Source organism: Azohydromonas aeria, assembly GCF_009760915.1.
Taxonomy (GTDB): Bacteria; Pseudomonadota; Gammaproteobacteria; order Burkholderiales; family Burkholderiaceae_C; genus Azohydromonas; species Azohydromonas aeria.
Genome location: NZ_VIDQ01000003.1, coordinates 1 through 22,119 on the forward strand (window position 1 = coordinate 1; position 22,119 = coordinate 22,119).

Annotated in this window: 16 protein-coding genes; 4 read left to right on the plus strand and 12 right to left on the minus strand. The window is 67.1% G+C overall.

The features are described 5' to 3' along the window. Positions 1 to 123: 123 nt before the first annotated feature. The 4 genes from FJ694_RS03155 to FJ694_RS03170 form a co-directional block, all read right to left on the minus strand. Positions 124 to 723, minus strand: a complete 600-nt coding sequence (locus FJ694_RS03155; RefSeq protein ID WP_157264279.1) for a hypothetical protein — start codon at positions 721 to 723, stop codon at positions 124 to 126. A gap of 157 nt (positions 724 to 880) precedes the next feature. Then, positions 881 to 1,168: a hypothetical protein gene (locus FJ694_RS03160; protein ID WP_157264280.1), complete on the minus strand. Its 288-nt coding sequence runs from the start codon at positions 1,166 to 1,168 to the stop codon at positions 881 to 883. 115 nt (positions 1,169 to 1,283) lie between these two features. Continuing rightward, a complete protein-coding gene (locus tag FJ694_RS03165) occupies positions 1,284 to 2,726 on the minus strand; it encodes a methyl-accepting chemotaxis protein (protein ID WP_157264281.1) in 1,443 nt (480 codons plus the stop codon). After that, positions 2,710 to 3,039: an MCP four helix bundle domain-containing protein gene (locus FJ694_RS03170; protein WP_157264282.1), complete on the minus strand. Its 330-nt coding sequence runs from the start codon at positions 3,037 to 3,039 to the stop codon at positions 2,710 to 2,712. The genes FJ694_RS03165 and FJ694_RS03170 overlap by 17 nt, the downstream gene beginning before the upstream one ends. Positions 3,040 to 3,427: 388 nt before the next feature. Here FJ694_RS03170 and FJ694_RS03175 point away from each other — a divergent pair, with 388 nt between their 5' ends. The 4 genes from FJ694_RS03175 to FJ694_RS03190 all read left to right on the plus strand — a co-directional run bounded on the left by FJ694_RS03175 (position 3,428) and on the right by FJ694_RS03190 (position 11,563). After that, positions 3,428 to 4,246, plus strand: coding sequence for an alpha/beta fold hydrolase (locus tag FJ694_RS03175; protein WP_157264283.1), 819 nt, complete (start codon positions 3,428 to 3,430; stop codon positions 4,244 to 4,246). Positions 4,247 to 4,347: 101 nt separating this feature from the next. Beyond that, positions 4,348 to 6,303 carry a putative bifunctional diguanylate cyclase/phosphodiesterase gene (locus FJ694_RS03180; RefSeq protein WP_157264284.1) on the plus strand — a complete coding sequence of 652 codons (1,956 nt, stop codon included), beginning with the start codon at positions 4,348 to 4,350 and terminating at the stop codon, positions 6,301 to 6,303. A 450-nt stretch (positions 6,304 to 6,753) separates the two neighbouring features. Continuing rightward, complete coding sequence (locus FJ694_RS03185; RefSeq protein ID WP_198320705.1) at positions 6,754 to 11,238, plus strand: PAS domain-containing protein; 4,485 nt, start codon at positions 6,754 to 6,756, stop codon at positions 11,236 to 11,238. A 49-nt stretch (positions 11,239 to 11,287) separates the two neighbouring features. Further along, the gene (locus tag FJ694_RS03190) at positions 11,288 to 11,563 is read left to right on the plus strand and encodes a hypothetical protein (protein WP_157264286.1); all 276 of its coding nucleotides are present in this window, start codon (positions 11,288 to 11,290) and stop codon (positions 11,561 to 11,563) included. 600 nt (positions 11,564 to 12,163) lie between these two features. Here the strand turns inward: FJ694_RS03190 and FJ694_RS03195 are convergent. From FJ694_RS03195 to FJ694_RS03230, 8 genes are all read right to left on the minus strand, one after another. Further along, complete coding sequence (locus tag FJ694_RS03195; RefSeq protein ID WP_157264287.1) at positions 12,164 to 13,285, minus strand: GAF domain-containing sensor histidine kinase; 1,122 nt, start codon at positions 13,283 to 13,285, stop codon at positions 12,164 to 12,166. After that, positions 13,267 to 13,638 carry a hypothetical protein gene (locus FJ694_RS03200; protein WP_157264288.1) on the minus strand — a complete coding sequence of 124 codons (372 nt, stop codon included), beginning with the start codon at positions 13,636 to 13,638 and terminating at the stop codon, positions 13,267 to 13,269. The genes FJ694_RS03195 and FJ694_RS03200 overlap by 19 nt, the downstream gene beginning before the upstream one ends. Positions 13,639 to 13,815: 177 nt before the next feature. Next, entirely contained in the window at positions 13,816 to 14,457 is a 642-nt protein-coding gene (locus tag FJ694_RS03205; protein ID WP_157264289.1) for a response regulator, read from the minus strand. Next, positions 14,432 to 16,348 carry a sensor histidine kinase gene (locus FJ694_RS03210; protein WP_198320706.1) on the minus strand — a complete coding sequence of 639 codons (1,917 nt, stop codon included), beginning with the start codon at positions 16,346 to 16,348 and terminating at the stop codon, positions 14,432 to 14,434. The genes FJ694_RS03205 and FJ694_RS03210 overlap by 26 nt, the downstream gene beginning before the upstream one ends. Positions 16,349 to 17,092: 744 nt before the next feature. Beyond that, on the minus strand, positions 17,093 to 17,722 hold the full coding sequence (locus tag FJ694_RS03215) for a hypothetical protein (protein WP_157264291.1): 630 nt from the start codon (positions 17,720 to 17,722) through the stop codon (positions 17,093 to 17,095). A gap of 6 nt (positions 17,723 to 17,728) precedes the next feature. Next, positions 17,729 to 19,219 carry an oxalate/formate MFS antiporter gene (gene oxlT, locus FJ694_RS03220; RefSeq protein WP_259373146.1) on the minus strand — a complete coding sequence of 497 codons (1,491 nt, stop codon included), beginning with the start codon at positions 19,217 to 19,219 and terminating at the stop codon, positions 17,729 to 17,731. 37 nt (positions 19,220 to 19,256) lie between these two features. Then, positions 19,257 to 20,813: a sensor histidine kinase gene (locus FJ694_RS03225; RefSeq protein ID WP_157264292.1), complete on the minus strand. Its 1,557-nt coding sequence runs from the start codon at positions 20,811 to 20,813 to the stop codon at positions 19,257 to 19,259. A gap of 174 nt (positions 20,814 to 20,987) precedes the next feature. Continuing rightward, on the minus strand, positions 20,988 to 22,034 hold the full coding sequence (locus FJ694_RS03230; protein ID WP_157264293.1) for a hypothetical protein: 1,047 nt from the start codon (positions 22,032 to 22,034) through the stop codon (positions 20,988 to 20,990). Between the last annotated feature and the right edge of the window lie 85 nt (positions 22,035 to 22,119).

Below are 22,119 nucleotides of genomic sequence, written 5' to 3' on the forward strand. Positions count from 1 at the left end.
CACCCGGCAGCACGCGTGGCCGAGCTCACGCCACGGCTGTGGAAGCAGCACTTCGCCGCCAGCCCGCTGCGTTCGGCCTTGCACGGCGTGAGCGTTTAGGCAAGGACGCCGCGCAGCGGCCGCTTACTGCCAGGCGGCTAGCAGCGCCATCGTGATCAGTGCCAACGTCACGTGCTGCAGGATCGCCCCGGCGACGTTGAGCGGGTGCGGGGTGCGCAACTCGGGGTACAGCGAGGTGAAGAAGGCCCCCAGGATGCCGCGGCCCAGCGTCACCACCAATAACGCGGCGGCGGCGGCCAGGACCACGCCGCGCCAGCGACGCCCCTTCCTCTGGGCTGGCCAGGCACAGGCCAGCACGATGGCTCCCAACATCGCGGCGAGTCCGGCATTGGACCAGCCCACGCGCCAGGCATAGCTGTCAAAGCCCAGGCCGTAGCCCATGGTGGTAAGGAACGCCACAGCGCGTACGAATTCACGCCCGGGACGACGATCCAGCCGGCAGTCGATGGCATGCCAGATCGACACGAAACTCGCACCCAGCAGCGCGATCCACAAGGTTGACAGAAGCCGGTCGTGCACCGCGCGCGCCAGCAGCAATGCCGCCCAGGCCAGGGCCTGCGTCACGGCGGCGCTGATCATCCAGCGTGCGCCGGCACTGCTGCGCCAGCCCACCAGGATCGGAAGTGCGACGGCACCGGCAAACACGCCGGCGAGCATCGTCACGAAAGCTGTCTGGATATCAAGCACAAGCCCAGTGGGTTTCGCTGCCCAGGCAGCTTGGTCGGCGAAGAGTGGCGCCGATGCAAAAAGGAGTCTCAGCCGCTACGGCGGGCAGACCCTGCCGGTACCGAACCCACCCAACGGCTCCAATTTGCGATCGCTATTGCTGCGCGCGCCAGAGGTCGATTTCCGTTTGCAACCCGTTCCAGACTTTGCCCAGCTGCTGTATGGCTACGGTCAGGGAAGACAGCGAAAGCGCCAGTCGTTCTTCGTCGTTTCGAGCGCTGGCCATATCAATCTGCAGCTGAGCCAACATCACCCGCGCCTTGGACTCCACGGTTGCAGGCATCTCGGCAAATGTAGCTTCGAGTCGGGCACGCCGTTGGATTTCAGATTCCACGGGATCCTGCTGCGCAAGCCCGTGCAGCACATCAAGACTGGCAGGCATGACAGATAGCGGCTTGTCGCTTCACTGTTTTCACGAAATGGCCAGGTCGGCATCCACCAAGCAGGGCGCGGCTCATGAAGGTGGACGCAGTCCTGGCAACTTGAGTTACGCAGCCTCAGAAAGAGGTCCAGTCATCGGTGCCTGTCGCGGCCGCGGCCTGCGCCGGCTTGACCGGCAGTGCTGCAGGCGACGCCTTGAAGCTGGGTCGCACCACGTTGGCAGCCCGCCCGGGTCCCCTGCGCTCGCTTCCCTTCCAGGCCGTGGCCGGGCCTGCCTGTGCTGCAGGCTGTACCACCGCAGCCGCGTTCTGGCCCGCCAGCTTGAAGACCGCTACGGCGCTGAGCAGCTGCCTGGCCTGCGAGTTCAGGCTCTCCGCAGCAGCCGCGCTTTGCTCGACCAGCGCCGCGTTCTGCTGCGTGGCCTTGCCCATCTGCGCGACTGCCTCGCTGACCTGCGCCACGCCGGAGCTCTGCTCGGCGCTGGCTGTGCTGATCTCGCCCATGATGCTCGTGACTCGGCGGATCGACGTCACCACCTCGCCCATCGTCGTGCCGGCGCGGTCCACCAGATCAGTGCCCTGCTCCACCGTCTCGACGCTGGTGTGGATGAGGTCCTTGATCTGCTTGGCGGCTTCCGCGCTGCGCTGCGCCAGGCTGCGCACCTCGGTGGCCACGACGGCGAAGCCCCGGCCCTGCTCGCCAGCGCGCGCAGCTTCCACCGCGGCGTTGAGGGCCAGGATGTTGGTCTGGAACGCGATGCCGTTGATAACGCCGATGATCTCGGCGATTTTCTGCGAGCTTGCGTTGATGTTCTTCATCGTCTCGACGACCTGGCCCACCACCTCGCCGCCTTGCGCGGCGACACTGGACGCGTCCACGGCGAGCTGGTTGCCTTGCGCGGCGTTGTCGGCGTTTTGCCGGACGGTGGCCGAGAGCTCTTCCATAGACGCTGCCGTCTCTTCCAGCGCCGAGGCCTGCTCCTCGGTACGGCTGGACAAGTCGCTGTTGCCCTGGGAGATCTGCGCCGAGGCCGTCGCCACGCTCTCCGCGTTGGCCCGCACGGTAGTCACGATGCCCGAGAGGCTGTCCTGCATGCGCTTGAGTGCCGCGACGAGGCTATCCTGGTCGCCAGGGCGCACGGCGATCGACACGCTCAGGTCGCCATCGGCCACCCGCTGTGCCAGTGCGGCGGCATCCGCAGGTTCGCCGCCAAGCTGCCGGGTGATGCTGCGCACGATCACTACGGCAAGGCCTACGGCCAGCACTGCGGCCGCGCCAACCAGCAGCATGGTCCACAGCTTGGCTGATGCATAGGTGTCTCGCGCAGCGGCAGCTGACTCGACGGAGCCCTTGTCATTCATGTCGACGAGCTTTCCCAGCTGCGCTGCCATGGCATTGAAAGCGCTGCGCGACTCCCCCCGGAACAGTGCCTTGGTTTCCTGCATGGTCCTGTCACCACCGCGCGATATGTCAAGCAGTCGCGCCTGGATGGCGAGGTAGGCATCGCGCTGCTTCTTGAACTCCTCGTAGCCAGACCGCTCTTCAGCTGTGGCAATCATTGGCTCGTAAGCCTTTTGCTTGGCCGCCCAGGCAGATTTGGATTTCGGCCATGCGGCCTTCAATGGCGGCCATCTCGGCTGCTTCCACTGACAGCACGTGATCGGCCTCCTGCCGACGCAGCTGGTTGGCTGCAGTGCGCATCTCGCCAAGCATCTTGATGCTGGGCAGCCAATTTTCAGCGATGTCCTGGGTACGAGTGTTCATGCCTGAGAGCTGAACCAGCGCTAGCCCACCTACCGCGATGGTCAGCAAAACCAGTGCAGCGAAGGCCAAGCTCAGGCGGGTGCCGAGCTTCACGGAATTCTTGTTCATTAAGGGAGCCTTTGGGATGTCAGGGAGCTCAGGTCGGTGTGCCTTACTCATTGAGCCGACGTTGACATCATGAAAGGTGTGGCGGCCAAAAATTCGTGGCTGAGTCAAACGCATCTTTCGACCAACCCTTCCGTGTGAAAAACGACCACTGCCAAGACCAATAGATGAACGTCGCGGGTGAGCCAGCCCGACTGTCGTAATGGACGTGCAGTCGTTGAGTACCGCAATCACTTGCCGTGCTGTAAGTCACACTTTTTGTGACTTTCGGAGCCCGCCGCCTTCATCAGTCCTGCGGTTCGCCGAACGAGCAGGTGACAGCCTGCTGCAAGACTGCGCAGGACAGTTGAGCCTTCACTCGAAGGCGCGAGCAACAGGAATAACGACTGTCATGTCGCTGAAGAACAAGTTGAACGTCCGCGAGATGGGACGGGCTGGCGACACGGATGCGCCCACTTTCTTGCTGGCCCACGGTTACGGCTGTGACCAGACCATGTGGTACCCGGCTGCCGAGTTGATGCACGATGCCCGGTGCATCCTTTTCGATTGGCCAGGCGCCGGCCAGGCCGATATCTCAGCCTACGACCACGTACGGCATCAGGCGCTGCCGGGCTATGCGGATGACCTGACCGCCCTCATGGAAGAGCTCGGGATACCCAACCTCATCTACGTGGGCCACTCGGTGGCTGCCTCCATCGGGGCACTGGCGGCTGTGCGCACCCCCAAGCTGTTTGGGCAACTGGCAATGCTGGCGCCTTCGCCGTGCTTTCTCAACGAGCTGCCCGAATATGAAGGCGGCTTCGAGCTGGAGCAGTTGAATGCGCTGCTGCGCGGGCTGGCCGAAGGACAGGCCGCCTGGTCTCATGCCGTGGCACCGATGGTGATGGGCAACACCGACCGCCCTGCCCTGGCGCAGAGCCTGGAGCACAAGTTCTGCCAGATGGACCCTGACATCGCCGTGCGCTGGGCCAAGGCCACGTTCCTGACCGATGTGCGTCCGGCCATTGCCAAGCTCAAGGTGCCCACCCTGGTACTGCAATGCCGCGACGATGCCTTGGTGCCGCCTGCAGTCGGCGCGTGGCTGCAGCGCAATCTCCGGATCTCACGCCTCGTGCAGCTGCAGGCCTCGGGCCATTGTCCGCAGGTCAGTGAGCCTGAGGAAGTTGCGCAGCAGCTCCTGGAATTCCGGCACTGGCGTGGCCAGCAGTGACCGCGCGTGATAAGTTCCTGTCCGCGGCTGGCACGGAGTACTCCCTGCCAGCGGCTTTCTGGACAGTAAACGGCCGGGGTGAGCTGCTGGAGCCAACTACCGTGCCTGGCGACGCCACGCGCGTGCTGCTGCCTGGTTCTGTGAAGGACATCCTTGCGCCAGCCTACCGGGTGCTGTGGGAGCTCACGATATGGCCAGCGCTGCAGGCGGCCGGCAAACTCGACGAGGTGGTGCTGGAGTTGCGCGGCGATCTCGCAACGGTTGCGGTGTTGACATACTGGCGTGCCTGCCCGGGACCCCATGGTCAAACATACCGCGTGATGGCAGTTCCAGGGACCGAACGAGGGCGGCTGCTGGCCCGGCTTCGGCAAGCGCAGGACAGCCTGGACGCGATGCCGGGCGCCATCTTGCAGGTGCGACGCAACGGGTGCACGGTTCAGTTTCCGTACGCCGGCGGCCGGTTGCTGGATCTGCTGGGCGTGACCTGCCACCAAGCCATGAGCGATCCCCTGCGTGTGCTGCTCAGTCTCGCCCCCGCGAGCGAGCAGATGTTCCAGAGCAGCCTGGCTACGGCGGAGCAGGCGGGCGCCATGAGCTTCCTGATAGTGCTGCAGTTGCGACGGGAGCCCCAGCGGCGCATCGAGCTGTCGGCGCAGCGGGAGACGCCCCGGGGTCCATGGCACTGTGTGCTCACGGACGTGTCCGAGCGCGAGCGGCTGCTGGCCGAGCTGACGAGGCGAGCCGAGACGGACGAGCTGACTCTGCTGCCTAACCGCAGCCGGCTGCTGGCACACATGGCGGAGCTGTTGCAGCAGCGGCGTGGTTTTGCCGTGCTGTACATGGACTGCGACCGGTTCAAGCAGGTCAACGACAGCCTGGGCCATGCCACCGGCGATGAACTGTTGCGGTGTGTGGCGCGCCGACTGCGCCAATGCCTGCGTCCACAGGATGTCATGGACACGGAGTGGTCAAGCGCTGCCAGCGGCTGCATGGCAGCCCGCCTGGGGGGCGACGAGTTCGTCGTCGTCTCAGACGACGTAAGCACGCCGGCTGAAGCTGCCGAGCTGGCCGACCGGCTGGTGCAAGCCATGTCCAAGCCTTACCAAGTTGGGGAGCACGAGTTCGTACTTCCCGTGAGCATGGGTGTGGTGCTGGCCACGGAGCACAGCCATCCCGAACAGCTGCTGCGGGACTCCGACACGGCGATGTACGAAGCCAAGCGCGGTGGTCGCAGCCGCTGGGTCCTGTTCGAACCCGCGATGCAAGAGTGCGTGGCAGCCAGCATGGCCATGGAGGAGAGGCTGCGCCATGCCTTGGCCAACGGCCATATCTATCCGATGTTCCAGCCGATCGTGGACATCGGCAGCGGGCGCACTTGCGGGTTCGAAGCGCTTGCGCGCTGGCATGATCCGGTCAACGGTCATGTCAGCCCGGCCTTTTTCATTCCTGTTGCCGAGGACAGTGGCCTCATCGCCACACTGGGTGAGCAAATCCTGCGACGCTCCTGTGCAACGTTCATGGCTTGGCGCAAGAAGGGCTTGGCCCACGGCCTGTACCTCTCCGTCAACCTCAGCCGCGCCCAACTGCACGACCCGGCGCTGCCAAGGCGCGTGCAGCGCCTGCTGGTCGAGTTGGCCATGCCCCATGAAGATCTGCAGTTGGAAGTGACGGAAAGCTTGGCCATGACTGACGACGGCTCGCTGGAAGTGCTCGCGCAATTGCGTGCCATGGGGTGCCGGCTGTCGCTGGATGATTTTGGTACGGGCTATTCGTCGCTCGCAGCACTGCACCGGCTCCCGGTGCAACAGGTCAAGCTCGACCGCAGTTTCATCAGCGAAATCGGCGCAAGCGCCTACCACCAAGCGGTCGTGATGGCGGCACTGCAAGTGGCGCGCGCCTTGGACCTGGAGGTGGTGGCTGAGGGCGTGGAGACACAGTCGCAGGCGCAAGCCTTGACAGCCTTGGGATGCACTCGCGCGCAAGGCTGGCTGTACTCAAAAGCGCTGGACGCAGACAATGCCGCCGCCTCGCTGCGGCAGCTGCCGCGCGCGTCCTAGATGTGGTCTGGTGCGTCGCGGCGACGGTGTCCCGGATGGGGCATTCGGTCTTGCCCATTGCATACGAACTGACTGCAGCGCTGGGCCAGCCATTCACCGGTTGCTGCCATCGCTCTCGCAGCTTCCGCTTTCCATGAAAAATCACTTGAGCTTCCACTCCGCCGCACGGCTCCACCCAAGGGCCAAGTCTGTCGTTCGGCCATTGCCAATGGCTGATCCGCGCACTGACACGCCGGCTGCGCGGCTAACTGAGCTCGCTCAGCGCTGCAGTTCCATAGAGACCGCTGACCGTGCCACGGGTTCATTTCCTCCAGGACTAGGCCACGTGCGCGAGATGCACGGTTCCCGGCTGAACTGGTTTCAGCCCACCATCCAATGAAATTTCCTGATTTTCCGTTGTCGCAGCAGTCTCCAGCCCGGCCGCTGTCATTCTGGGCTGCAGCCATGCTCGTGGGCACAGCTTTGGTCACGGCGCTGGTGCTGGGACTGGTCATCGAGCGCTTCGCGCGCCACCATGAGATCACGCGCTCGCGCGCGGCGCTGTCGCAGGTGGGTTGGCAAATGCGCGATGAGCTCGACCGCGGCATGGCCGAGCGCTTCAACGAGATGGTGGCGCTGGCTGCGTCCAAGCCGCTGCGCTCGCTGGATACCTTGGACCCCGTGCGCGACGGGCTACAGGGGCTGCGCGACAAGCTGCCGCTGTACGCCTGGGTCGGCGTGACGGACGTCGATGGCAGGGTGCTGGCCGCTGCTGATGGACTGCTCGAAGGGCAGGATGTGTCGAAGCGCCCCTGGTTCAAAGGCGCACTCGGCGGTCCTTACGTGGGCGACGTGCATCCGGCCGTGCTGCTGGAGAAACTGCTGCCCGCCCAGGCCGAACCCTGGCGTTTCGTGGACGTGGCCGCTCCTATCGTGGTGGACGGCAAGGTGCGCGGCGTGCTGGGCGGCCACCTCAGCTGGGAATGGGCGCGTCAGCTCGGCCGCGAGCTGCTTTCGCCGGAAGCCGCACGCAGTGGCATCGAGGTGTTCATCACTCGCGCCGATGGTGAAGTACTGGTCGGGACGCCGGGCACGACGCAAACGAAGCTGGACCTGCCGGCGCTGCGTGCGGCTGCATCCGCCGACCCGGGCTGGTTCGCCAGCAGCCCACACCTCACAGCCGTGGTGGCTACCCAGGGCCGCGGACGCTACCTTGGGCTGGGCTGGGTGGTGGTGGTGCGCCAGCCCACGCCGCTGGCACTGGCGCAATACGCCGAATTGCGCCTGCAACTGGCTTTGGCCACGTTGCTGGTGGTCCTGGCTATCGGCTTGGCCACGCCAGCGCTGGCGCACCGGCTGGCTAGCCCGCTGCTGCAACTCATGCACTGGCTGGCACTGGCACAACCCCAGTCACTCAAACTGCAGGACCCGGCCTACCGCGAGGCGCGTGAGCTGGCTGAGGCATTGCACGCCCTGCGTGATCGCGAGCAATTGCAGGCCAGCGAGCTGCGCCGCCTCAACGCCAGCCTAGAGCAGCGCGTGGAGCAGCGCACGGCCGAGCTGGAGGGTGCACGGCGTGATCTGCGCAGCGTGCTCGATGCCCTGCCCTCGCTGGTGAGCTACTGGGACCGCGACCTCATCAACCGCTTCGCCAACCAAGCAGCCGTGTCCTGGCTTGGCCGGGACCCCGATGCTCAGCCGCGGCCTCACCTCCGGGAGGCGCTGGGCCCCCAACTGTTTGAGGTCAGCCTGCCCTACGTGCAGGCGGCGTTGAGCGGACTGCCGCAGCATTTCGAATGCACGTACCCGCTGCCCGACGGCAGCGGCGTGCGGCACTCGATCACGCATTACGTGCCCGACATGGTGGACGGCCAGGTGCGGGGCTTCTACTCGCTCGTGCACGACGTCACCGAGCTCACCGCGAGTCGGCTGGCGCTCGCGGCCGAGCGCCAGCGGTTGCAGGACATCCTGCATGACACCCGCGTGGCCACCTGGGCGTGGAACGTGCGCACCGGCGAGACGCGCTTCGACGAGCGCTGGGCGGCCATTGTGGGCTGCACCCTTGCGGAACTGGGCGCGACTACTGTCGACACCTGGGCTGAGCTGGTACACCCCAGGGACCTACCGCGCGCGCAGGCGCTGCTGCAGCGCCACTTGCACGGCGAAGACAAGCACTACGACTGCGAGATGCGCATGCGCCATCGCGACGGCTCTTGGGTCTGGGTGCAAGCCTGCGGCCGCGTGGCCACCCGAGGCGCCGACGGGGCGCCGGAGTGGATGCACGGCATCCACCAGGACGTCACGCTCACCCGACAGGCCCAGCAGGCGCAGGCGGAAAGCCAGGCCTTTTTGGAGCGCGTGAGCCGAGTCTCGGGCGTGGCCGGCTGGCAGGTGGACCTGCGCAGCGGCCAGGTGCAGTGGAGCGCCGAGATGCATCGCATCACCGGGGTTAAGCCCGGGCGCAAGCTCAGTGCCAAGACGGCGCTTGCCAGCTATCCCGGCGAGGCGCGACAGAAGGTAGCCGCGGCGGCGCGGATAGCTATTGAGCAAGGGGTGCCCTACGAGTTGGAAGTGCCCTACACCACGATGGACGGGCGCTCGATCTGGGTGCGCACGGTGGGCGAGCCCCAGTACGACCCAACCGACCCGCAGGGTGCGCCGGTGCGTTTGGTGGGCACGCTACAGGACGTCAGCGCCCGCCACGCTGCCGCCGCGGCGCTGGTGGAAGCGCGCCAGGCCGCCGAGGCGGCCAGTGCGGCCAAGAGCGAGTTCCTGGCCAACATGAGCCATGAGATCCGCACGCCGCTCAACGCGGTAGTGGGCATGGCATACCTGCTGGAGCAGACCCGGCTGGACGCGGCACAGAAGGAATCGGTGGCGCAGATCCAGGTGGCCAGCCGCACGCTGCTGGGCGTCATCAACAACGTGCTGGACCTGGCCAAAATCGAGGCGCGCGAGATCGCGCTGGAGTCGCGCACGTTCGATCTGCGCCACCTCCTGCGGGACCTGCATGACCTTTTCGCTGCACAGGCCCGGGCCAAGGGGTTGGCGCTGCTGATCGAGCCTGCACCGCCGACGCTGGAGCTGCTCGTGGGTGACGACACACGGCTGCGCCAGATCCTGGTGAACCTGCTGTCCAACGCACTGAAGTTCACTGAGGCTGGGCAAGTCGCGCTGCGTGTGAGCGGCGAGAGCCTGGGCAGCCAGCGAATGCGGCTGCACTGCACAGTACAGGACACGGGCCCTGGCATGACGCCACAGGTGCAGGAGCGCCTCTTCTCGCCCTTCACGCAGGCCGACGCCAGCACCACTCGACGCTTCGGCGGCACGGGGCTGGGCCTGTCCATCGTGCGTCGCCTGGCGGAACTCATGGGCGGCACGGCGGCGGTAACCAGTGAGCCCGGAAAAGGCAGCCAGTTCTTCGTCACCGTGGAGATGGGCTTGGGACTGCGACCGGGCCAGCAGGACAGTGAGCTACAGGTGACGCTGGTGAGCGAGCGCCCCGAACGCCGCGAGACGCTGCTGGCCATGTGCCACTCGATGGGCTGGCGCGCCCGGGCAGTACCCCCAGCGCAGGCCGGAGCCCGGCTGCAGGCGCCTGCTGTCCCCGGCACGCTGCCGGACGTGCTGCTGGTGGACGAACAGGCACAGACGACGCCGAGTGGGAATGCGCAGGCCCTGGTGGCCGAGGCGCTGGCGGTGCACCGCATCAACGGCAAGCCCGTGGTAATCGTGCTCAGCGACAACGCGGCTGACCCCCGGGCGCCGAGAGACACAGCATTGCGCCCGCACGGGCACCTGTCCTGGCCGGCGAGCACCTCCAGCGTCTTCGGCGCCGTCACGCAGGCCATGGCCAGCCATGGAGCTGGTTCCGACAAGGCGGCGCTGTCGAGCACACCGCTGCCCGAAGGCAGCCGCGCGCTGCCGGGCGTGCGCGTGCTGGTAGTGGACGACAGCCACATCAACCGCGCGGTCGCCACACGCATCCTGGAGTTGCAGGGCGCCCTGGTCAGCAACGCCGGCGACGGCGTGCAGGCCCTGCAATGGCTGCGCGAGCACAGCGACAGCTGCGATGTGGTGCTCATGGACGTGCACATGCCGCTGATGGACGGGTTGGAAGCCACACAGCGGCTGCGCGCTGACCTGGGGCTCACACAGTTACCTGTGCTTGCGCTGACCGCTGGCGCCCTCGTGAGCGAACGAGAGCGCGCCCGGGCCGCAGGCATGGACGACTTTCTGACCAAGCCGCTGGACCCGCAGGCCCTGGTGCGCAGCGTGCGCTGGCACGTCGAGCGTGCCCAAGGGCAGCCCCTGCCCTACGACGCTCTGCCCAAAGTCAAGACCACGGCAGCAGCCTCGCAGCCGTGGCCCGTCATCGAGGGCGTTGACACCACAACGGCGGCGCAACGCCTGGGCCATGACCTGATGCTGTTCAAGTCGATGGTCGAGCGGTTGCTGCGCGAGTTTGCCGATCTTGAGGATGAACGCCAGGCGCAGCAGCAACTGCATAGCGACGCTGGCGCCTTCACGGCGCGCATGCACCGCCTGCGCGGCAGCGCGTCCAATTTGGGCATGCAGGCGTTGCAAGCCACGGCGCAGTCGCTCGAGGTGGGATTGCGCTCCGGGCCGCTGGAGGCATCGGAATCGGCTGCGCTGTGCACCGAGCTCGCCGCGACACTGCAGCGCATGCGCTGGGTTTGCGCAGCGGTGATGGCGCCAGATGCGGCTGTGCCGGCGCCGCAGACCAGCGCTGTGCCCCTCAGCATGGCAGACAAGAAGGCTTTCCTGGAGCTGCTGCGTAGCCAAAGCTTGAACGGCGAGGACCTGTTCCAGGAGCTCGCCCCGCAGCTTCGTGCAGCGCTGGGCGACCACAACTTCGGAAAGCTCCAGCAAGCCATGGCCGACCTGGACTTCGACGCCGCTCGGATACTACTGGGAGACCTGGCCGAGGCCTGACAGGTGCGGGGTCTCGGGATCCAAGCCGCGCCAGCAGGCCGGCACTACGATGAACAACATCGTGGCCAGCGTGGAGCGCGTGTCCAAACTTATCAAGGAGAGCGCCATGGCAGCCAGCGAGCAACGCGATGGCATCGGTCACGTCAACGGGGCGGTGAGCAGCCTGGACCAAGTCACGCAGCAAAACGCCGCCCTGGTGGAAGATTCGGCCGCAGCCGCGGAGTCGTTGCGCCAGCAAGCTCAGCGCCTGATGCATGTCGTGTCCGTGTTCCGGCTCGATGAAAGCCATGACGGTTTTAACGCAGCGCCCGTTGCGGTGACCTGATGACGCCAACGCTAGAATGAGCCGCCGTGCCGGACGGGTACTGCGCCGCCATTGATCGAGACGTTACTTGCTCGATCAACGAATTTCATGACCGCGCTTGATCGACTGATCGTAGGCAAGTCGACAGAAATCGGCTCAATTCTGGCCCGACTCCAACAGTCCGAACACTCGAAGCGGCATGATGCCTGCGACGCGACAGCATGGCAATCTTGTGGCTTGGCCGACGCCTTCGATCCCCGGCCACCACAGCCGCTGTGCGCCTTCTACGACCGCGCGTGTCATGGTTCACCATCGCGGTTCGGTCGCCAATTGCGTGCGGTCAGCCGCCAAGGGCAGCGCGGACAGCAGCAGGCCCCGTCGTCACACTCATCGGCATCTGGGAGATTGACACCAGCAAGGACTGCAGCGGCGTGGCAGGTGTCCATGGTCGGCGTTCCTCGGCTTTCATCAAGGATCTGCGTCGCAATTCGTTTACGCCGGTCCATTTGCGATCCTGTGCACCGCTTCTCGATGGGGCTCCGGGGTCTGGCTGCTTCGACTGCGTGCGCGCCGCACCGCTGTGGCAGCCAGTTCGAGTCGGTTCACCCAATCGGCCAGCCGCTATCTCGCGGGACGCTGCAGGTGCAGCCTGAAGACCGAGCCGTCGCCTGGCGCGCTATGCACGCGCAGGCTGCCCTGCATGCGCTCGGCCAGCGAACGGGCGATGGCCAGTCCGAGCCCGTTGCCCGGGATGCTGCGATCGGTCCCGACACGGCTGAATGGTCGAAAGAGCCGGGCAAGCTGCTGCGGCGACATGCCGGGGCCTTCGTCCTTGACGTCGATTCGCCATTCGGATGCACCGGGCTCGACGCGGATGGTCACGGTGCCATGGCGGCGGTTGTACTTGATCGCGTTGCTCACCAGGTTCACCAGTATCTGCTGCAGCGAGCGTTCGTCGGCTGCGACATGTGCATCGTCGGGGCAGGCGACGCAGTGCAGTACCACCTGGGCTTGTGCTGCCAGGGGTTGCATCAGCCCGATGGTGCGGTCGAGCATCCGGCGCAGCGGCAGCGCCTGGATGTTCAGAGGTACGGGGTCGAGCTCCAGGCGGCTGAACTGCAGCATGTCCTCGACCAGGGACAACAGATGCTGATTGCCGCGTAGCAGGTGTCCCACCCATGCCTGCTCGCGCGGCGGCAACACCGCGTCGGCGCTTTGCGAGAGCAGCTGTGTGAAACCCATCACCGCATTGAGCGGTGTGCGCATTTCGTGGCCCAGGTGGCCCAGGGACTGGATCAGTGCGCGACGCTCGCCAAGCCAATGTGCGGCCGTGTGCGCAAGCTGCTGTAGAAGATCCACCTGTGCCCGCTCCAGCCGGTGCGGCTGCGTGTCAGCCACGCACAGGCATCCCACGACTTGGCCGTCGACGGCCATCGGCACGCCGGCGTAGTAGCGAAGCCGGGGGCCGTCCACAACCAGCGGATGGGCGGCAAACTGGGGATGGGTTTGGGCGTCGAAGACCTCAAACAGCCCGGCTGAAGCCATGGCATGGCGGCAAAAGGACAACTCCAGCGGAACTGCGGGCACGTCAAGGCCATGGCGGGCCCGGAACCAGACCTGATCAGCGTGGACCACGGCCACCATCGCCATCGAGCAGTTCGCAACCATGGCGGCACACCGTGCCAAGCCATTGAGCACGGCGTCCGTCGCAGACAGTGCTTCTTCTAGCGTCGTTGCATGCATTCGAGTTCTCCCAGCGCATCGAGCAGTGCCTTGGTGTTCACGAACTCGATCCAGCCACAACTGGCGATGTCAGCGTGTGAGGGGCTGCGGGGATCGTCGGCGTGAATCAGCAGCCTCGTGGAGGGGGATGAGCGCATCACCTGGCGCAGCATCACGTCGAAGTCCGGCTCGGCATGGTCAGCATCCACCACGGCCAGCGCGAAGCCGCCTGCGCAGATGTCGAACACGCCCTGTGCGACAGTGCTGCACAGTTGCCACCGCAGATCGGGACGGCGCTGCGCCAAAGCGGGCAGCAGGGCAATGCCTCTAGTCAACTTCGTGACCAGGATCGCGGCATGATGGGTCTGAGCCATGGAAAAAGGCGCTTTCAGCTGGCCGCGGACTCGCAGCCGATGCCCGGCAGTGTGGCCGTAGCACGGCGGGGCCGTCTGCAAGGCGATATGGACAGTCGCTGTAGGGAGTTCTTGACAACGGCTGTGGCGCGCTCTCGATCGTTCCGGCTCGTGCCCCCGGCTTGCCGGGTGCGTACATCACTGTCCGTTGTCGTCCACCAGCCCGGTGCGCACGGCCAGCCGCACCAGCGACGGAACATCGGGCACCCCGAGCTTGGCCATGAGCCGGCTGCGGTACGTGTCCACCGTCTTGGGCGAGAGATGGAGCTGCTGCCCGATGGCGGCACTGGAGCGGCCCTGCACTACCAGGCGCACGATCTGCCTCTCGCGTGGAGACAGCGCCGCCATGGGATCGTCGCGCGGTGTGGTCGCCATCGCTTGCACCATCAGGTCTGCCACGCCAGGGCCGAGGTGACGCTGCCCGCGGGTCACCGCTTCGACCGCCTGCAGCAGGTCCCGCGCCGGCGACCCCTTGAGCACATAACCCAATGCGCCCAATTGCAGCGCTTCGGACACGTTGCGCGGCAGTGCCGACATCGTCAGCACCAGCGTGCGCACCGGCAGCGCGCGCAAGCGCAGCGCTGACAGCAGTTCCAGCCCGGAGTGTGGGCCCAGGCTCATGTCCAGCAGCACGAGCTCGGGTTCCAGTGCCGTGATCTCGGCCAATGCTGCGTCCGGGTGCTCCTGCTCGCCCACCACTTCGTGCCCAGCGGCCTGCAGCACTGCGCGCAGCCCGTCCCGGACGATGGCGTGGTCATCCACCAGATAGATCCGCGTCATCGTCCTCCTGCTCCCATTCCAGCTCGATACACGTGCCTTTGCCAGGACGCCCCTTGACCTCGAATCGGGCATTGATAGCAAACGCGCGCTCGCGCATGCCGACGATGCCCAGATGGCCGGGACGCCGTGGCTCGTCGGGCATACCCGTACCATCGTCGCGCACCAGCAGCCGCAGCCAGTGCGCCGCGCCGCCCAGGCTACATTCGATACGCCTTGCCTCCGAGTGCAGCAGCGCGTTGCTCAACGCCTCGCGAGCGACCATGAAGAAGGCGTACTCCACATCCCGTGCCCAGCGCAGCGACTGCAGTCCGGGCGCGGCCGTCATCGTCAGCGTCACCGCTTTGGCATCGTGGCCGAGCCGGTCCAGGTGGTGGATCAGGGCAGCGACCAGCCCCTCATCCTCCAGCAATGCCGGACGCAGCTCTACAAGGGCGCTGCGCACCTCGGCCGTGGCCTGTCTTGCCAGTTCGCGCACGGCTGCGGCGCGAGGCAGCAAAGACGCTGGCAGGTGCTGCAGCATGCCGGCGGCATCAAGCGCGTCGAGCTGCAGCTGCAGCGCGCTGATGGTCTGGCCGAGCCCGTCGTGCAGCAGCTGTGCCAAATGCCGGGTCGTGGCCTGTTCCTGCTCCATGAGACGCTGTGTGAGCCGGCTCAGATCCAGCTGCGACTGCAGCAGCTCGGCTTCGGAACGCTTGCGTTGGCTGATGTCGGTGAGCGAAACGACGTAGTGGGTGGCTGCCCCGCTGTCTTCCTTCACCGTCGTGACGCTGATCCAGGCCTGGAATCTGGTGCCGTCCTTGCGCCGGCTCCAGACCTCGCCCTGCCAGTGTCCATCATGCTCGATGGCTTCCATGCCGGCTGCATGGGCCAGCACCTTGGGCTCATCGGGAATCAAGGTAGAGACATGGCAGCCAGCAAGTTCTTCCTGGCAGTAGCCGGTCAGATCGCACAGAGCCTTGTTAACCCGCAGCATGGTCATGCTGGCGTCGGCAATGGTGAGCCCTTCCTGCGCCTCGAACGCCACGGCAGCAATACGCAACTGCTCACGGGCAGCACGCCGCTCGGTGATGTCACGCGCTACGCCGAGCATTCCCGTGATGCGCCCGTCGCTGGCGCGCATCGGTATCTTCACGCTGATGAAATGGCGCGTCTCGCCGTGGCTGGCATCGAAAAATGCTTTCTCCATCTCAATGCGCTCCCCGCCACGCAGCACGCGCATGTCCTCCCTCTCGGCCTCATGAATTGAGGGTGCCGAGGACACGTCGCTCCAGCGCCGGCCCTGTAGCGCTTGCCGAGGCTGGCCAATCAGGGCCGCAGCCGCCGAGTTCAACAAGGTCCAGCGAACCTGCGGGTCCTTGGTCCAGATGGGGTCGGGAATGGTCTCGATCACCTCCTCCAGTACGGTGGCGGTGTGCCGAGCCTGCGCTTCGCTTTCACGCAAGCGCTGCAGCGCCGCCTCGCGCTCCCGTGCAGCTTCTGCCCGTGCCGCCTCCAAGGCCTTGCGAGACGAAATGTCCTGGACAATCGAGACGAAGTGGTCAGGGCTGCCGCTTGGGGCGCGGGCCAGTCCGACGGTGAGCTCAACCCAGACCGTCGAGCCGTCGCCGCGCACGTAGCGCTTTTCCATCACGTAGTACTCGATACGGCCGGCCAGCAGTGCAGCGACGTTGGCCTCATCCTGGGCCAGATCGGCCGGGTGCGTGATGCGCTGGAAACCGCCGTGCAGCAGTGCCTCGCGAGAGTGCGCCACGATCGCACAGAAGCGGTCGTTGACCGCCATGAAGCGGCCGTTCAGCGCGACGTGTGCAATGCCTACGGCCGCGTGTTCGAACGTAGTGCGGTACCAGGCTTCTGTTCGGGAGAGGTCGTCGTGCGATGTCGAGCTAGCCATGGCTGTGCCGGGCGCTGCAAGTGGAGAGAAAGCCATGGTGCATGACATGAAGGATCGCTGAGCACTTGCAGTGCTGAGTGCCAACTGGGATGGTGAGCTATTTTGCGGGGCAGTGTCTGCGAAGAGGCGCTGGTCTGGATGCCTGGATGCATTGGAGACCCTACAGCCGCAGGCACCTGCGCAGCTTTGGGCCGTCTATCGCGTCCGCGTGCCATAGGGGCCCAGCAACCTGCGCAGCGGCCACCAACGCGAGCCAGACAGGCGGGCCCGCCATGTCCTCATGTGAGCTTTTTTGGGACTTGGACGCCAGCGTGGGGGCCGGCAGCGATCATGCCGTCGGCACCTGCGCCAGCTTGGCTACGAGGTCTGGCGCAGCAGAACAAGGCGCAACCATTGCTTCAACCGCTGTCTGGTAGTTGGGGCTGGCGGCGGCGGCGGCTTTAGGGGTTTGGGCTCACGAAGATGCGCCGGGATCATGATTTCTTCGGCGTCGTCAAGGTTGGCGGCGGCAAGCCGCCTGGCCTGCCGCTCGCTTGCTGTCCTAACAGTCAGCCAGGAGCTCGGGCCGATGGGAACCCCAGGCAGCGGCAAGTGAGCCCACGGGGTGTCGTACAGGCTTTTCCTGCCCTTGGCGTCGCCTTCATCTTTTGTCATGGCCACCGTGGTTTTCGGTCAGGTTGCGCTCCAGTTACGCTGAACGTTACGCCGCAGGCGGCATAGCGATGTCGCTAATAGCGCAACTGATCATGCAGCGAGCACCGCGGCCAGCAGGTCCTCGTAGCCGGAGTGCTGCTGCGTCTGGTCATCAAGGCCGTGCACCTTGCGCTCTTGTTCGATGAGCACCTTCGTGGCGTTGGCCGGGTTGCCCACGGCCTGCACGAACACGGCGGCCTCGCGCACGTCGATGGACTGCGGCCCGAACTCCAGCAGCCGCGCCTTGTCCTCATCCACCGCCGTGGCCAAGTCGGCCAGCCACTTGCGGTGACCCATCACGATGGCCACATTCTCGGAGACGGCGGCCTTGATGGCACCCTCAGTTTCGCGCTCCGATTCCGCACCGACCTCAGCGTCGATTTCCTCGGCGCGCCGCTTCGCCGCCTCGAGGAGCGCCGTCTTGGTGACCAGCTTGACGGTCAGGGTGAAGTTGTCCGTCCAGCCCAGCGTCCTGGCCTTGAGGCTGACGGTGGAGTCGTCCACGCTGTGTTTTGCAATTACCTTGCGCTGCGAGAATTCGCAGAGCCCGTAGTCCAGCTTCACAGCATCTTCATTGATAACAGCAATTGTCATCGACAATTTATGAACCCCGAACTGGCAAAGTGCCAGTTGCTGCAGGCTCAATAACTTTATGGGTGAAACGCCAACGACAGCTTCCATGCCATCTCAGGAACTCTCGTTGTGAGCGGACACACCTACACAACCGGGTCTCTTGCTGACCTGCTCTCCAACCGCCTTGGGAATTGATGGGTCCCATGATGGGTAGCAGTGTTTCACGGGCGATTTTTCATAGACAAGAATGGCGGAGGCTCCCTCCTCCAGCAACCGCAGCCGCATTGGCCGCAACACGAACCACGCCAGCAGCGCCGCGGCCACGTTCATCGCGCAGGCGATGAGGAAGACCGCGTGCCAGTCGCGCGTGGCCAGCACCAGCGCGCTCGACAGCGGCACCGCCAGCGACGCCACGCCCTTGGCGGTGTAGAGGAAGCCCGCGTTGGCCGCGGCGAAGCGCGAGCCGAAGGTGTCGGCGCACACCGACGGAAAGAGGCTATAGATCTCGCCCCAGGCCAGGAACAGCGCGCCGGTGAGCAGCACGAAGCCCAGCGGCTGCGCGCCCAGCTCGTACAGCGCCAGGATCGCCGCCGCCTCCAGGCTGAAGGCGATCACCATCGTCTGCTCGCGCCCGATGCGGTCCGACAGCCCGCCGAAGAGCAGCCGCGACAGCCCGTTGAGCACGCGGTCCAGCGCCAGCGCGAAGGTCAGCACCGGCAGCGCCAGCCCGGCCAGGTGCAGCTCCGCGTCCGCGATGCCGAAGTCGCGCGCGATGAGCACGAGCTGTGCCGTGGCCATCAGCCCGCCCGCGGCCACCAGCACGAAGATGGCATACATGACCCAGAACACCGGCTGGCGCAGCGCCTGCGCGGGCGTGTAGTCCCGGCGCGACTGGCGCAGGTGCGGCGGCGGCGCGGGCGTCTCCACGTGCGGCAGCAGCCGGTTCGGGTCCTCCAGGCCGAGGGCCAGCAGCATCACCAGCAGCCCCTGGCCCAGGCCGAAGTACAGGAACGCCACCTCCGGCCCGCGCGAGGCGATCACCATCGAGATCGGCACCACCGTCAGCGCCGACCCCGCGCCGAAGCTCGCCACCACCAGCCCCACCGCCAGGCCGCGCCGGTCCGGGAACCATTTCAGCGCGCTGCCCACGCAGGTGCCGTACACCGCGCCCGCGCCGGTACCGGCGATGGCCGAGGCCACGTACAGCAGCGCCAGCGAATCGACGAAGGCGTTCATGACCCAGCCGATGGCGCACAGCAGCCCGCCCACGAGCACCACCGGGCGCGGGCCGAAGCGGTCCACCAGGTAGCCCTCCAGCGGACCCAGCCAGGTCTGGGTCAGCACGAAGATGGAGAACGCCACCTGGATCGCGGCATGGCTCCAGCCGTAGCGCTCCGAGAACGGGTTGACGAACAGCGTCCAGCCGTACTGCAGGTTGGCGATGGTGGCCATGCACACCATCGCCATCGCCAGCTGTCCCCAGCGAAAGCGCGGCCCCGGCGGCGTGTCGTCGGCGAGGTCGTCGAGCCAGGGCAGCGCGGGCTGCGCCGTCTTCAGCATGTCGTTGCGGCCGTCGACCGTGGGGCCGTCGAGGACGGATTGCATGGGAGGTCGTCCTTCCGGGTCTTTACTCAATGTCGCTTCAATGCAGCTGCGCGGCCCGGCACCCGCCCTCGCCGGGCGCGCTCATCTCGGGCCCGACGCGCAGGCGCAGCCGCACGGCCGTGCCCTGGCCCGGCGCGCTGCGCAGCTCGCACTCGGCATCGATGAGCTGGGCCTGCTCCTGGATGCCGACCAGCCCGTAGTGGCCGGGATGCGCCGCGCCGGCGTCGAAGCCAATGCCGTCGTCGGTGATGGCCAGCTCGATCGTGCCGTCGGCCAGGTTCCTCAGCGCCAGGTCCGCGCGGCTGGCCTGCGCGTGGCGGTCGATGTTGCGCAGCGCCTCCTCGGCAATGCGGAACAGCGTCTCCGCGCGCGCGTCGGCAAAGGTGGCGGCCTGCGGGTCGGCGCTGAAGCGCACGTCCAGCCCGGTGCGCTCGGCAAAGCGGTTGGCGGCGCCGCCCAGCGCCGCGCCCAGGCCCAGGTCGCGCACGGCGTTCAGTCGCAGCTGGCTGACGGCCTCGCGCGCTTCCTTGATGCCCTGGCGCGCCACCTCCTCGGCGCGGTCCAGCTCCGCGCCGAGCTTGGCCGGATCGTGCGCATGCAGCATGCGCAGCGTGCGCACCTCGACCAGCATTTCCATCATCGAGTGCGCCAGCGTGTCGTGCAGGTCGCGCGCCAGCCGCAGCCGCTCGCGCACCACGGCCGCGTAGCGGCTGTCGGCGGCCAGGCGCTCGACCTCGCGCGTGCGCGCCTGCACCCGCTGCTCCAGCTCGCGCGTGAGCCGGTCAAGCTCGTCGTGCTCGCGGCGCTGCGCCTGCAGCAGCCGGCTGAAGGCGCGGCCCAGCACGGCCACCTCGTCGCGGCCCTGCGGCTCGACGATCCCCTCGGCCTCCTGCCGCGCCACGCGCCGCACCTGCGCCGTGAGCGCGCCCAGCCCCCGCGTGAGGCGGCGCGCGAACATGGCGCCCACCAGCGCGGCCGTGATGCTCAGCAGGATGGAGATGGCGGTGAGCTTCTCCTGCAGGCTGCCGCCGCCGATGCCGCGCTCCTCGGCCGGCTGCAGCACCGCGACCTGCACGCCCAGCGCGGCCAGCGACGGCGCCGTCTCGCGCGGCGCCACCACCATCACGGTGCGGCGGCCGTCGTCACCGGGCAGCAGCGCCACGCCGGGCAGCAGGGGCGGCAAGGCGGGCGCGGTCGGCATGTCGCCCGCGTCGGCAGCGGCCGTGGCCGCGCCGGACGGACGCTCGAACACCACGCCGCGGCGCTCGTCGATCAGCAGCACGCGCGCGCGCGCTCCAGGCTTGGTGCGCTCGCGCACCGCATCGACCACGGCGTTGAGCCAGCCCTGCGACGGCAGCACCGGCGCGGCGCCCTTGGCGCGCGGCGTGCTCGCTACGACGCGCTCCAGCTCCGCGGCCACCTCGCCGGCAAAGCGCTTCAGCGTGGCGTCGTGCTGCGCCAGCATGCTGCCGGCGGCATAGTCCCCGACAGCCACCAGCGCCAGCGCAACGGTGAGCGACAGGACGACCGCGAACCAGGCCACGGCGGTGGCCAGGCTGCGCTTGGGATTCAGGGCACGGAAACTGCGGAACATCGTTGGGGGCGCATGTTGGCCCCTGGTTTCCCGCTGTCCATTGGTGAATGGACTGAAGCTCCGGCACTTTTCAGCATGAAGCACCGCGCCGGCGCCCCGGCTGTTTCCCGAAGCAAGCCGGGCGCAACACGGTGACGGAAAGCATCACGCCCCGGTGCCCGCCGGCACGGCGCGTCAGCCCAGCGCCCCGATGCGCTCGGCCAGCCGGCTGGCCTGGCCGGCGTGGCGCACCACGCGCACGTCCAGGTGCTTCAGGTCGGCATCGACGCTGTCGTCGGCGTCCTCGGGCACGACCACCACGCCGCACAGCCGCGCCAGCGTCTCGAACAGCTGCGGCCCCTGCGCCGGACGCCACGCGCGCACCTCGAAGCGGCCGCCAAGCGCCTCCGACAGCGCCCGCTGCTGCGCTTCGGGAAAGCCCGCCAGCAACACGCGCTGGCCGCCGCCGCCGGCGCCATTCACGACCGCGCGTGCCGGCGCCTCTTCGGCGGCCTGCACCGGCGCGATGCCCACCCGCGCCACCGCCTGCGCCAGCGTGCGCGTGAACAGCTCCACCAGCACCGCCTCCACCGCCGGGCTCTGCAGCGCCGCCACCAGCGCGGCCTCCAGGCGCAGCGGGTCGAGCCCGGCCGCGGCGGCCCGGGCCGCCGCCGGGCGCGGCTCGTGGCGCACCGGCAGGAAGGATGACTGCGCGTCCTCCACCGGCGCCCGCGTCCGCGCCTGAGGCGCTTCGTCGTCTTCCTCGTCCAGCAGCTCGATGCGGCCCAGGAACGCCGGTGCCGGTGCCGGTGCCGCATTGAGGGAAGGTTTGCCGCCGGCATCGGCCGGCGCGCCGAACAGGTCCGGCGTGGGCGCGTCCGCCTCGATGGCCGGCGTTCCGGCCACGGCGAAGGCCATTTCACACGCAACCGTTGCGGCCTCGTGCCGCGGCGCCGCAGCGGCGGCCGCCCCGTCGCCAGCCGGCGCATCGACCTCGGGCAGCGACGGCTGCGCGCGCAGCCGCGCCAGCGCCGCCTCCAGCCGCGGCTGCAGCCGGGCTTCGAGCATCGACCAGGCCTTGAGCTCGCGGCGGCGGTGCGGCTCCAGCGCCACGTCCTGCGCGGCGCGCGCCGCGTCCAGCGGCTGCAATGCCGGGTCGGCCAGCAGGCGCGGCGCCATCACGGCGGCCAGCCGCGCCAGCTCCTGGTCGTCCCAGCGGATGCGGGAGGACTTCTCGTCCATGGTTCACTCTCGCAAGAGTCAGGAAACTGTATGAATATACAGTTCCTCGCCACCGCGGCGGGCATGAAAAACCTTGGGTTCAAGG

What these genes read in the sequence shown, in the direction of transcription:
- FJ694_RS03160 (WP_157264280.1), bottom strand. Translation starts at nt 1,168, where the DNA reads ATGCCTGCCAGTCTTGATGTGCTGCACGGGCTTGCGCAGCAGGATCCC.
- FJ694_RS03165 (WP_157264281.1), bottom strand. Translation starts at nt 2,726, where the DNA reads ATGATTGCCACAGCTGAAGAGCGGTCTGGCTACGAGGAGTTCAAGAAG.
- FJ694_RS03170 (WP_157264282.1), bottom strand. Translation starts at nt 3,039, where the DNA reads ATGAACAAGAATTCCGTGAAGCTCGGCACCCGCCTGAGCTTGGCCTTC.
- FJ694_RS03175 (WP_157264283.1), top strand. Translation starts at nt 3,428, where the DNA reads ATGTCGCTGAAGAACAAGTTGAACGTCCGCGAGATGGGACGGGCTGGC.
- FJ694_RS03190 (WP_157264286.1), top strand. Translation starts at nt 11,288, where the DNA reads ATGAACAACATCGTGGCCAGCGTGGAGCGCGTGTCCAAACTTATCAAG.
- FJ694_RS03195 (WP_157264287.1), bottom strand. Translation starts at nt 13,285, where the DNA reads ATGCATGCAACGACGCTAGAAGAAGCACTGTCTGCGACGGACGCCGTG.
- FJ694_RS03200 (WP_157264288.1), bottom strand. Translation starts at nt 13,638, where the DNA reads ATGGCTCAGACCCATCATGCCGCGATCCTGGTCACGAAGTTGACTAGA.
- FJ694_RS03205 (WP_157264289.1), bottom strand. Translation starts at nt 14,457, where the DNA reads ATGACGCGGATCTATCTGGTGGATGACCACGCCATCGTCCGGGACGGG.
- FJ694_RS03210 (WP_198320706.1), bottom strand. Translation starts at nt 16,348, where the DNA reads ATGGCTAGCTCGACATCGCACGACGACCTCTCCCGAACAGAAGCCTGG.
- FJ694_RS03215 (WP_157264291.1), bottom strand. Translation starts at nt 17,722, where the DNA reads ATGGAAGCTGTCGTTGGCGTTTCACCCATAAAGTTATTGAGCCTGCAG.
- oxlT (WP_259373146.1), bottom strand. Translation starts at nt 19,219, where the DNA reads ATGCAATCCGTCCTCGACGGCCCCACGGTCGACGGCCGCAACGACATG.
- FJ694_RS03225 (WP_157264292.1), bottom strand. Translation starts at nt 20,813, where the DNA reads ATGTTCCGCAGTTTCCGTGCCCTGAATCCCAAGCGCAGCCTGGCCACC.
- FJ694_RS03230 (WP_157264293.1), bottom strand. Translation starts at nt 22,034, where the DNA reads ATGGACGAGAAGTCCTCCCGCATCCGCTGGGACGACCAGGAGCTGGCG.